Annotated in this window: 12 protein-coding genes and 2 pseudogenes; 9 read left to right on the top strand and 5 right to left on the bottom strand. The window is 39.1% G+C overall.

From position 1 onward, the window contains the following. The coding region (locus tag JCM12259_RS11515) for a plasmid mobilization protein (RefSeq protein ID WP_025066567.1) at positions 1-382 on the bottom strand (382 nt) is incomplete at its 3' end. A 360-nt stretch (positions 383-742) separates the two neighbouring features. Further along, positions 743-1,204, bottom strand: a complete 462-nt coding sequence (locus JCM12259_RS11510) for a DUF3408 domain-containing protein (RefSeq protein WP_025066566.1) — start codon at positions 1,202-1,204, stop codon at positions 743-745. A 767-nt stretch (positions 1,205-1,971) separates the two neighbouring features. Here JCM12259_RS11510 and JCM12259_RS11500 point away from each other — a divergent pair. The 9 genes and pseudogenes from JCM12259_RS11500 to JCM12259_RS11465 all read left to right on the top strand — a co-directional run bounded on the left by JCM12259_RS11500 (position 1,972) and on the right by JCM12259_RS11465 (position 9,280). After that, positions 1,972-2,262: a helix-turn-helix domain-containing protein gene (locus JCM12259_RS11500; RefSeq protein ID WP_025066565.1), complete on the top strand. Its 291-nt coding sequence runs from the start codon at positions 1,972-1,974 to the stop codon at positions 2,260-2,262. Then, positions 2,259-2,555, top strand: coding sequence for a helix-turn-helix domain-containing protein (locus tag JCM12259_RS11495; protein ID WP_025066564.1), 297 nt, complete (start codon positions 2,259-2,261; stop codon positions 2,553-2,555). Before JCM12259_RS11500 ends, JCM12259_RS11495 begins: the two co-directional genes overlap by 4 nt. A 173-nt stretch (positions 2,556-2,728) precedes the next feature. Beyond that, complete coding sequence (locus JCM12259_RS11490) at positions 2,729-6,022, top strand: DEAD/DEAH box helicase (protein WP_025066563.1); 3,294 nt, start codon at positions 2,729-2,731, stop codon at positions 6,020-6,022. After that, positions 6,023-6,637 (top strand): DNA alkylation repair protein, encoded by a 615-nt coding sequence (locus JCM12259_RS11485; RefSeq protein ID WP_025066562.1) that lies wholly within the window; start codon positions 6,023-6,025, stop codon positions 6,635-6,637. Between the two features lie 8 nt (positions 6,638-6,645). Beyond that, a complete protein-coding gene (locus tag JCM12259_RS11480; RefSeq protein WP_025066561.1) occupies positions 6,646-7,167 on the top strand; it encodes a P-loop nucleotide/nucleoside kinase family protein in 522 nt (173 codons plus the stop codon). A 33-nt stretch (positions 7,168-7,200) separates the two neighbouring features. After that, complete coding sequence (locus JCM12259_RS17895) at positions 7,201-7,338, top strand: DUF3781 domain-containing protein (protein ID WP_148299624.1); 138 nt, start codon at positions 7,201-7,203, stop codon at positions 7,336-7,338. 9 nt (positions 7,339-7,347) lie between these two features. Continuing rightward, positions 7,348-7,898, top strand: a pseudogene (locus JCM12259_RS15320) (GNAT family N-acetyltransferase). A 25-nt stretch (positions 7,899-7,923) separates the two neighbouring features. Beyond that, complete coding sequence (locus JCM12259_RS11470) at positions 7,924-8,457, top strand: HXXEE domain-containing protein (RefSeq protein WP_025066560.1); 534 nt, start codon at positions 7,924-7,926, stop codon at positions 8,455-8,457. Between the two features lie 10 nt (positions 8,458-8,467). Further along, positions 8,468-9,280, top strand: coding sequence for a class I SAM-dependent methyltransferase (locus JCM12259_RS11465; RefSeq protein ID WP_025066559.1), 813 nt, complete (start codon positions 8,468-8,470; stop codon positions 9,278-9,280). Between the two features lie 123 nt (positions 9,281-9,403). On the opposite strand, the pseudogene JCM12259_RS15315 reads toward JCM12259_RS11465, so the two are convergent. The 3 genes and pseudogenes from JCM12259_RS15315 to JCM12259_RS15310 all read right to left on the bottom strand — a co-directional run. Continuing rightward, positions 9,404-9,807 (bottom strand): annotated as a pseudogene (locus JCM12259_RS15315) (hypothetical protein). Next, positions 9,804-11,054, bottom strand: coding sequence for a site-specific integrase (locus JCM12259_RS11455; RefSeq protein WP_025066558.1), 1,251 nt, complete (start codon positions 11,052-11,054; stop codon positions 9,804-9,806). Before JCM12259_RS11455 ends, JCM12259_RS15315 begins: the two are co-directional and overlap by 4 nt. A 10-nt stretch (positions 11,055-11,064) precedes the next feature. Then, positions 11,065-11,260 (bottom strand): tyrosine-type recombinase/integrase (locus JCM12259_RS15310; RefSeq protein WP_036889007.1); only part of this gene is annotated, 196 nt, incomplete at its 5' end.

The following is an 11,260-nucleotide window of genomic DNA, read 5'->3' as shown; positions in this document are numbered from 1 at the left end:
CGTCCACACGAAAATGAGGGTCGTAAAATCGCTTAAATGCCTCTTTGGCACATAGCGAAAGGTTTTTGGTGAGATGTAGCCAATCCTCGTCCTTGACTTTGATGAGGTTGGAAACCTGCCCGTAGAATCTTCCTGTATACTGGAGAATGGCAATGGCTTCCCTCTCATTGTCTGTCATCTTGGGAACGGCAACCACTTCTCCGTTAAGGAGTATCTCACGGCAGTAATCTGAGAACTTTCGTCCCGTACTTTCTGCCTTTGACTTGATACGTTGCTTCTCTTCACTGGTACATCTTACCTTGATGAACTCCGTTTTGTTCATCCTCGCTTCTTCCTTACCTCGTTGCTGCCACTTGGCAGTCTTTCTATTATATCTGTTCATATAAGTTTCTTTGAAAGTTAATCATCGTAGATGATTTGTTATTGCTTAATTTCTGAACACTGACCGATGAGAACGAAGTGATTTTGGTCTAATCTCCCCGACAGTTTGACGAGGGGAGCAAGCGCAGTGTGTGGGTACAAACTGACGTCTTGCAATGTCAGCTAACGAAACGTTTACGCATAAAGCGTTTTGGTTATTAAAAGCGAATGCCGTGCATTCAGTATCTAACTGCGTTCGTAGCGTTCCCACCATTCAGTGTTTTTAGCAAAAGTTCGTTGCCTTACTCTCTGAAAAGTGTCGAGGGTTTTGAGTGAAAGGGGCGTCCCTTTTTCTGAAAACCGTCTACCCTTTTCTTACGGCTTACAGTCTTCTCCATTTCTCTATGTCTTCACCGTATTCGTCCAAATGTGTGCGGATGATATTTTCCACGAAGCTTGAGAGGTTGCTGCCCCTATCACCCAACCTGCGAACAATGAAGTCCGCACGTTCCTGTGTATCCCTGCTCAGGTAAACCGCCTTTCTCTCATATAGCTTTGTCGGAACGAGGAACGCCTGCTTGTATGCGTCTAGTGTCTCTTTTCTCATCTTGGCACTGATGCGTCGTTGAATAGTTGCATGCTCTGTATGCAGTACAGGCTCGGATGGCCTGGCATGCTCTATGGCATGTTCTACCTCTTGTCGTTTTTGCTCATGAATAGTTTTCATTCCCTTTTCCCGGAATTCAGCGACAGTTTGTTCACTTGAACTTTCAGCTTGGCTTATACCAAGAGTTTCTCCTATGAAACGATCTATTTCTTCCATATTTCTTCTTTCCTTTTTCATCACCCTATCTTATTTTAAGTTTACTTGTTTTACCGTTTCCAAACTTTTTCATCCTTCTTCTTACTACATACTATTCTGTGATAAGTAATTGATAATCAGTAATGCTTGATAGTGTAGGGCAATACTACACATTTTACTACATTTGGCTACTACAAGTTTGAAGGAATGGAGATGGGAAGCTTTCCCCGTTGCTTATGCTTGCCTGTATTTGCGTTCTTTTTCATTATTCCCTTGAATTGGTTTCCAAGAGTGAAGTTAGGGTGAGAATGCGTAACTTCCAAGCATTCAGAGTCTTTTTGCATAATGTTGCGCCTGTCTGCTGTAAAATTCTTAGGGAAACGGGCAGGCAAGAAGAGCATTTATTGTCTCATTAAGCAAAAAACGGATGACAGGAAAGAAAGGTTAGCAGAAATATGATTATCGTTGTTTGCTTTCAGATACACTCTTTTGCTTTGATTACCTTATTAACCTCATTTGTGCAGTGACAAGAACATCAATCTGTCTCTTTTGTCCTTGTCATAGCGCCACAAGCTGCCACTTGAATGAAAAGCGATAGAATGAGAAATATCCGATATTAATTTTGCATCGAAAAAAGAAGACGGGCAGGAAAACGCAAATGCGAACCGATGAGGCAGATTGCCCTTTTCCTTATTCTTCCCGACACTTCCCTGCTGTTCTCCGCTGCTTTGAGAGGTGCACGCACGCCATTATCTTTGCCGATGGAAACAGGAAAAATTTGAAATAACAAACAATAACACAATATGATTATGAATTATTATGTCATTACGGAAACCAATTGGGCAAAGCTTCGGGATGAAATCTTGAGCCTTGCGGAATGCTGTCACAAGGCATTCGGAGAGAAGAGTAAGCACACGGACTGGCTGCACAACGGAGATGTGTGCCGGCTGTTGAACATCAGCAAGCGCACCTTGCAGCATTATCGCGATACGGGTGTGCTGCCGTTTACGCAAATCGGGCACAAGTGCTATTACAAGCGCGAGAATGTGGAAAGTTTGCTACATTCAAAGACGAATAACTCTAAAAACAGACAAATATGATGGAAACTGCAAGAGATTTGAACATGGAGACGGACGAGATGCAGCTGGTCGTCTCGGCATTGAGAGGTGTGGGGAAACGGATCATGGAAGTGGCACAGACACACAAGCCACTCTTTGCTGGCGAACTTTTCCTCACGGGCAAGGAAGTGTGCGAGCGGCTGTATATCAGTCCCCCTACCTTGCAGAACTACCGCGACAGAAAAATCATCCCCTACACGCAATTTGCAGGGAAGATACTCTACAAGGCTTCGGACTTGGAAAGGATGCTGGAGAAGAATTATAAGGGTATTTAGAGAACTATCGAAGGGTACAACGATTTTCCAAGGAGATAAACAACTATTGCATTTGTTATTGGACTTAAAAATATAAAGTTGGAATGACACTATTAAATAGAATACGAACAATTGCTTTATTAATTATAAAATCCTTATATTTGTAGAATAAATGGTTTCTAAAGTAAGTCGTTATGTGTAATTTATTTCCAGACGAACAAGTGGCAGTTGATTTTTCCGTCAAAATACCCATTTTTATAGGAAAAAATAAAAAGACCTATTATATTGGGAAAGAGAAAGGTATTCTTAAAAAGTATGAGGGTAATGCCTTTTCAGGCTATGAGTTTCATACCATACATGGATTTGTCTATTTTCTGTCGAAAAATAAAGATAAATATCCTACCGAGAGCTATAATGCAGTATTTTATCTTCAATTGGAGAAGGAACAAGAACTAACTTTAGAAGCAATCCAAAGTTGTAAGAAAAAACTGCTTGTCGGGAAACATCCATCTGTTTCAAAAATTGTTTCTTCTTGGTATAATGGATTTCAATACAAACAGGAAAAACAAAACGAATCTGGAACCATTGTACAATATGGACTGCGCCCGCCTCAAATCGGTGCATTACATTCAATTTTAGCACACTGGAGTATTTCAAACAAATCAGCTTTGGTTGTAATGCCGACTGGGACTGGAAAAACAGAAACGATGCTCTGTCTATCAATAGCAAATCAAAATGAAAAAACATTAGTTATCGTCCCGACAGATTCATTACGAACACAAATCTCCAATAAATTTATTGAACTGGGTATTCTTAAAACTGAACCATTTGAAATTGTTGCAAATTCAGTCCTTTATCCAAAGGTTTCTGTACTTAAAACGACCATTGAAACAGTAGAGGATGCAAAGAAGATATTAGATGCCAATGTAATTGTTTCCACACCTCAAATTCTGACAAACCTCCTCAAAACAGGGAAAAGTAATATTTTTAATCTGATAGTTCAGCAATGTAATAATTTGATTGTAGATGAGGCACATCATATCGCAGCAAAAACTTGGAAAGAAATAAAGTTAAAATTTGAAGTCGCAGAAAAACCTGTATTGCTATTCACAGCAACCCCATTCAGAAATGATGGTGGTCGTATTGAAGGAGAAATCATATATAACTATCCTCTGTCTTTGGCACAAAGAGACAAGTATTATGAAAAAATCACATTTATCCCTATCGTAGATTTTAATCCCGCAACGGCCGATGAAAAGATTGCAGAAAAGGCTATTGACACACTAAAAAGAGATCTTGAAGCCGGATATGACCATATTTTAATGGCTCGTGTTGATGAGAGAAAAAAAGCAGAAGAAATTTACGAACAGATATATAAAAAACATTCAAAGTATTCTCCAGTCTTAATTCATAGTGGAATATCAAAAGTATCACAGCGAGAAATACTTGAAGGAATTAAAGAAAAACGACACCGAATTATTGTTTGTGTAGATATGCTTGGAGAAGGATTCGACCTTCCCCAATTAAAAATTTGTGCAATGCACGAAATGCACAAAAATATAACAACATCCTTCCAGTTCATTGGGAGGTTTACACGGACAACAGGAAGTAATCTTGGAACAGCGACTGTTATTGCTAATATCGTTGACAATAGATTTAAAGGTGTGTTAAATGAACTATATCGTAAAGATTCGGATTGGGATAAAATCATAAGCCAATCAAATGAAGATATTATCGGGAGCATTGTTAAGGAAGAAAGTTTCTTTAAGAACTTTTCGGACGTACCGATACCACACAAAATACCTCTGCGGAACATTATGCCAGCTATGAGCACTGTGGTATTTAAACTTTATGATAGCAATGTCTTTTGGCGTCCTGAAAAGTATATTGATTATTTCAAAAATAAAAAATATGAAACTGTTGCTGTTGAACATACTAAAAAGAATTTGCAAGTAATCATTGCACGTAACACGGAAAAAGTTGCTTGGGGAAAAATCGACGACCTGATTAATACGGAATACGACTTGTATATTGCATATTTGAACCCAGAGCAGAAACTTTTATATATCAACAGTTCAAATAATGGGTCTACTCATGATAAACTTGCAGAAGCATTAGTTGGTAAAAATATTTCTTTATACAATGAAAGTGATATATACAGGGTCTTGCATAATGTTTTTCAGTTGGAGTTGTTTAATCTTGGATTAAAATCACACTTGGATGGACCTATTAGTTTTACAATGTATGCAGGAAATGGAATTGTCAAAGGATTAAGCGAGATAGACAAAGGAATGCATAGTTCAAATTTATTTGGAACAGGATATGAAGACGGAGAAAAAATAACTATTGGATGTTCTAATAAGGGGCGTGTATGGACAAAGTTGGTTAAATCTATACCGGATTATTGTGAATGGTGTGATAAGATAGGAAGTAAATTGCTAGATGAAAGGATTGATACAAAAAATATTTTTGATTTTATTCAAAAGCCCGAAAGAATATCAACTTTTCCCTCGGGAAAAGTTCCAATATCAATCAAATGGAATGAGAAGTTTTACTATGACCCTCTATCAGCGATTGATGACTCCAACTTGCTAATAGACCATAACATCGAGTTAGTAGCCTATACCTCCAATACTATTGATTTTGATATTATCACGGGAAATAGTATATCTTCATATAAGTTGGAATTAGATGAAGATAAGAATGGTCGAGGATATAAATATAGCCTCATAAAAGGAAATCCAATTATTGTAAGTCAAAGAAAAGAAAGTAAAGACATTATAGATTTATTCTTTGAGTATCCCCCTATCATATGGTTTCAAGACAATTCAAAAATGTACAATGATTTATTTTTCTTGTTCAACTATAAGTCCCCTATTTTCGATACGAAAAAGATATTGGTGTATAATTGGGACGGCGTCGATATTACTAAAGAATCGCAGAAAAAAACGAAACAGGAAGATTCAATACAGTATAGAATACTTGAGCTATTGAAGAAAGAACCGGAGTATGATATTATTTTTGACGATGACGATGCAAATGAGGCAAGCGATATCATCGCAATAAAAGGATATCAGTCAGAACATAACAAACTTATATTTGAATTATATCATTGTAAATTTTCTTCCAACAAGAAACCTGGAGGGCGGTTGAAAGATTTATATGAAGTATGTGGGCAAGCACAAAGAAGCTATCATTGGAGGCATAATGCTATAGAGTTATTAAAGCATATGAACCGTAGAAATAGCACTCGACTTACGCAAGGAGGACCTTCACGCTTTGAAAAAGGTGGTGATAATGAATTACTGATAATCCAAAATATGCTATCATCAAGTTATTGCGATATTGAATTCCATATATATGTAGTTCAACCAGGAATAGAAAAGAATAAATTAGTCAACAGCCCTGGTTCATTGTCACTACTTGGCGCAACGGACTTGTTGTTAAAGAGAACGGGGAATGAATTTTATATAATCATTAACAAATAAATGGAAGTCGATAATATATTGAACAAGATACTGCAAATAGAGCATGGTTTTCAGCACATCATTGATGGAGCCGACGAAATCCTTTCTACATACTCAAAAGAACAGTGCTTTGATTTTGCACTTGAATTGTTAAAGCACGAAGCCTATCAAGCCCGAATGTTGGCAACAACGATATTGGGCAGATTGGCAACAGAAGATAATAACGCACTTCGTTTTCTGAAAGAGCGAGTAAGCACTGATGAGAATTGGCGAGTGCAGGAAATGCTTGCAAAGGCTTTCGATGAAGTTTGCCAACACAGAGGGTATGAAGTTTCTTTACCTCTCATAGAGGAATGGATAACAGACGATAATCCAAATGTTATCCGTGCTGTGACTGAGGGATTGAGAATTTGGACAAGTCGCCCATACTTTAAAGAAAATCCTTCAGTGGCTATTGCTCTCATTGCTAAGCATAAGGCACATGAAAGCGAATATCTTCGGAAATCCGTAGGAAATGCTTTAAGAGATATAAGCAAGAAGCACGCAAAATTGGTATGGCAGGAAGTGGAGCGATGGGATTTATCCAATCCTCGAATTTCGTTTACTTACAAACTCGCGGCCAAGCTACTAAAATGAATATTACAATGAGTAAAGCCATTCTTTTTATTTTCTCTGGACTACCAGCAGTTGGCAAATCCACACTTGCAAGATTTTTAGTAAAAGAGTTTGGAGCTGTTTATCTGCGTATTGATACTATAGAACAAGGACTGAAAGATTTATGTCGTATCAATGTTGAGGGAGAAGGCTATCGATTGGCATATCGTATGGCAACCGACAATCTGCAATCGGGCAACAATGTCGTGGCTGATTGTTGTAACCCTATTGAACTGACAAGGCGCGAATGGGAAGAGGTTGCTGTTAATAACAACTGTCGTTTTGTAAATATTGAGGTTATATGTTCGGATAAGACAGAACACAAAAAGCGTGTAGAACAGAGAAATACAGAAGTTGCAAATATGAATCTCCCTGTATGGGACGACATCGAAAACCGAGAATATCACGAGTGGCACAAAAGCCGTATCGTCATTGAAACGGCAGGAAAGACTATTAAACAATGCCAAGCCGAGCTAAAAGAAAAGGTTGCTGATAGTCTTTCGCAAAAATAAGATAGTCAAGAATATGAAAGCATAGACGGTTCGTTGAAAGCAACCATCAACGAAAAGCTCTGTTATACAAAACTTGTGTATGAGAGAATAAACCGAAAGCTCGGACTTTATCTATCGCCACAAGAAATAGAACGTTTGACTTCTTTAGACATTACAACAGATAAAGTATAAGAAAAAAGTATGGAACTACAAACAAAACGCCTGCTATTGAGAGCATGGAAAGAAAGCGATGCTGAAGCATTATACAAGTATGCACAGAATCCAAACGTTGGTCCGATTGCTGGTTGGCCACCACATACAAGTGTAGAGAACAGTCGTGAAATTATAAAGGCTGTACTCTCTGCTCCTGAAACCTATGCAGTTGTGTTGAAAGAAACTGGTGAAGCTGTCGGCAGCGTTGGAATAATGACTGCAAGAAGCGAAATCCACAGCGCAAAGATTGCGGACAACGAATGTGAGATAGGTTATTGGATTGGCGAGCCTATTGGGGACAAGGCTTGATTCCTGAAGCCGTAAACGAATTGCTTCGGTATGCTTTTGAGAACTTACGGCAAACTACGGTTTGGTGTGGGTACTACGATGGCAACGAGAAATCGAAACGAGCACAAGAGAAATGCGGATTCGTTTACAGCCATACAGAAGATAATAAGCCTGTTCCACTGTTAAATGAGGTTCGTACAGAGCATTTTACCAAAATCACTTTAGAAGATTGGAAGAAACTGAATCGGTAGTTTGAAATAAGTAACTAGAGAAATTATGATAAGAATAAACTTAATAATGATGCTTCTTCCTTTCGTGTTTATGGTTCATGATTACGAGGAAATTATTATGTTTAGGCGTTGGATTGACAGAAATAGGGAAGAATTGAAAAAACGATTTCCTAAAATCGAATCGTTTTTTACTCGACAAGGACCTTTCGATTATTCCACTTCGACCTTTGCCGTTGGTACTGCTCACGAGTTCATACTTATTTCTGTTGTTTCGTTTTGCTCGGTTTGGACAGGTCAATATCAATGGTGGTTTGCTGCATTGACAGGATATTCCGTTCACCTGTTAATGCATATTGTGCAGTGGATTGTATATCGAAAGTATGTGCCCGTTATCATTACAAGCCTCCTTACATTGCCTTACTGCATCTATTCTTTTGCTGAATTCTTAAAAGTAACAGTTTTATCTTTCCCACAACTGGTTCTATGGGTAGTTATTGGTATTGTTCTTACCATACTAAGTGTGTTTTCTGCATTCTTCTTTATGGATAGGTTTCAACGTTGGGAGAAAGGTAATAAATAAGAAATATATGATGGAAGATTATTATAAGATAAACAAAGAAGCATGGAATGCAAGAACAAAAATTCATTTGCATTCTTCATTTTACGACTTGGACAAGTTTAAAAGAGAGGTACAGTCTGTTCCCGACTTGGATTTGTCTCTATTAGGAGATGTTCGAGGAAAGTCTATTCTGCATCTTCAATGCCATTTCGGCATGGATACGCTTTCCCTGTCAAAGATGGGAGCTAATATCGTTGGTGTGGATTTCTCGGAAGAGGCTATACAAACAGCAAAGTCGTTGAATGAGGAATTAGGGCTAAATGCACAATTCTGTTGCTGCAATATCTATGATGCGCCTACCATGTTGAAAGGGCAGAAGTTCGACATTGTATACACATCTTATGGTGTAGTTAATTGGTTGCCAGACTTAATTCAATGGGGACAAGTAATTTCACAAATGCTGAAAGACGGTGGAAAGTTTGTTATCGTGGAATTCCATCCTATTTTGTGGATGTTTAATGAAGAATTCTCGCAAGTCCGATATGCTTATTCACGCAAAGAGCCTTACATTGTGGAAGAATCTACCTACACTGATTCGGAAAATGACAATCGGGAAAAGACTGTTACGTGGAATCATGGGCTGGCTGTAGTGCTGAATGGTTTGCTCTGTAATGGTTTGCAAATAAAGTCTTTCGGAGAGTATGATTACTCGCCTTTCAACCTATTTGGGAATATGACAGTTGAAAAGAACGGAACGTTTAAAATCGCAGGAAAGAATGGCGAAATACCGATGCTGTTTTCTGTTATTGCCGTGAAGCATCTGCAAAGACATGGTAGCATATAGTCTGTCCGTAGTAATAGTAATTTCTACTTTCTGACTACAACACCAAAGCTTTTCCTTTCACCGCATTATCCCTCCTTGTAGTAATGTAGTAAGATAATATCAGTGAAAGAGAAAAGTTGTATATCAATTGATACTGCCACCTCCGTATAGAAATATCTGTTCTACCATAGGTGTTGGGTGTTGTAACTCTTGGCAGATGTAGTTCCTGAACAAATGTGCTTCCATGCTGTCCAATTGATAAGACAAAGCGATGATGATAGTGAGCGGATAAAGCGGAGCATATCCTCGCAGTCGTCCGTTCACAAAAACTTCTTCCTTACCTGCATTCCTTTCGTCAGGGTGCAGATGAGATGTTTTCAGAAGCAGTTGCAGGTGATAATTGAGTTTCTTCCATGTTACACCGAAGAAATCTACGAGTTCACTCTCCGTCATGCTATATCGCCATTTCCCTTGCGAACGATTTGTATATTGTCGCTCCATTCAAAATAGCTGCGGTCTCTTTTTGTTTGATGGTGATTGATGTTCATATTGCTTTCTCCTTTTGATATTTTCTTATCAGTCTGTCCATATCCTCCGAAATCTTATTGTCTGTCACCTGTGCGTAGATTTGAGTACTGGATATAGAGGCGTGTCCCATCATTTTGGCAATACTCTCGATGGGTATTCCTGCACTTAAACTCATCGTTCCGAACGTGTGCCTCGCCATGTGGTAGGACAACCTTTCTCTGATACCACAAGCTTTGCCCACGATACTTAACTTGGCTGCCATTACACTTCGGCTGCAATCATGGGGAAAGACAAGGTTATCTGTCCTTGTTTCAGTTTCACCTTTTTCTTTCACTGATTGCCCTCCTCCGTTTTTCTCTTGTTCAGCCTTGTAATGTTTGATGATGGCTTCCGCTATCGGGTGCAGGGGTACGATAAACTCCACCTTTGTCTTCTGCCGTTTCTTTCTAATGTACTTCTGCCCGTCCGCTGCCGTTTGGATATGTCCAGATTGCAGGCATTCCATGTCGGCAATAGCTAAACCCGTAAAGCAAGCGAAGATGAACATCAGCCTTGCCTGTTCTGCTTCCTTGTCGTTTACTTTCAAAGCCATAAGTTTGGCAACATCAGTCTTTTGTAGAAAGCGTATCTTCTGTTCCGTTTTCTCATACTTAACATTCTCAAAAGGATTACAGCGAATGAGTCTCTGGCTGACCGCACGATACATCAGCCTACTCAACCAACAAAGATAACGATTCATGGTTGCTGTTGCCAAACCTCGTTTTTTCAGATAGAAACGGTATTCTTCAAACAAGTCTTCCATAATGGTGGATATGGGTATATCCTGCACTCCTTTGTTTTCGACAAATTCACGGAGATTTCTGTCAGAATGGAACAGGTTCAGATAAGTTCCCTCTGCCCTTGATTTGCCCACGCACTCTTTAACGGATTGTAGTTCGGCTTTACTCATGGCAAGAAGTGTTGTCGGTATGGTGGCTACTCCCAACAAACGGTTTTTAAGTAGTTCCACGCTTACCACTCCGCCATTTATCAGTATCTCCTGATAGGTCTTTTCTACAAGTTCTTTGAACTCGCCGATTCTTTGATTGGTTTTCTTATCAGTTGTCAATCCTTGTTTGCTATTCCACTCGGAGGACCTGCATTCCTCGCCTGTGGTAATGGCGGTAGTCTTTCCGTCTATGGTGATACGGCAGAGAATAGCGGTCTTTCCGTCTGCCTTTGTCTTCTGTTTGTTGATATAGAATAGTGTCTTGAATGTACTTCTCATAAAATCTTGGTTAAATGGTTAAACGTAAATCTTCGGTGAAAGAGAGGAAACGGTTAAACTCCTCAAAGAGTTTCTGTGGTGTTACCTTTGCATAACGTTCGGTCATACTTACATTCGTATGTCCCAGCATCTTGCTGACCGTTTCAATAGGAACGCCCTGTTCCAAGGTGATAAGCGTGGCAAAGGTATGCCTTGCAGTATGCGAA

Origin of the sequence: Hoylesella enoeca JCM 12259, assembly GCF_000613405.1 — a bacterium.
GTDB lineage: Bacteria > Bacteroidota > Bacteroidia > Bacteroidales > Bacteroidaceae > Prevotella > Prevotella enoeca.
Note: the sequence above shows the minus strand (reverse complement) of the source record. Positions and strands in the feature narration are given on the sequence as shown.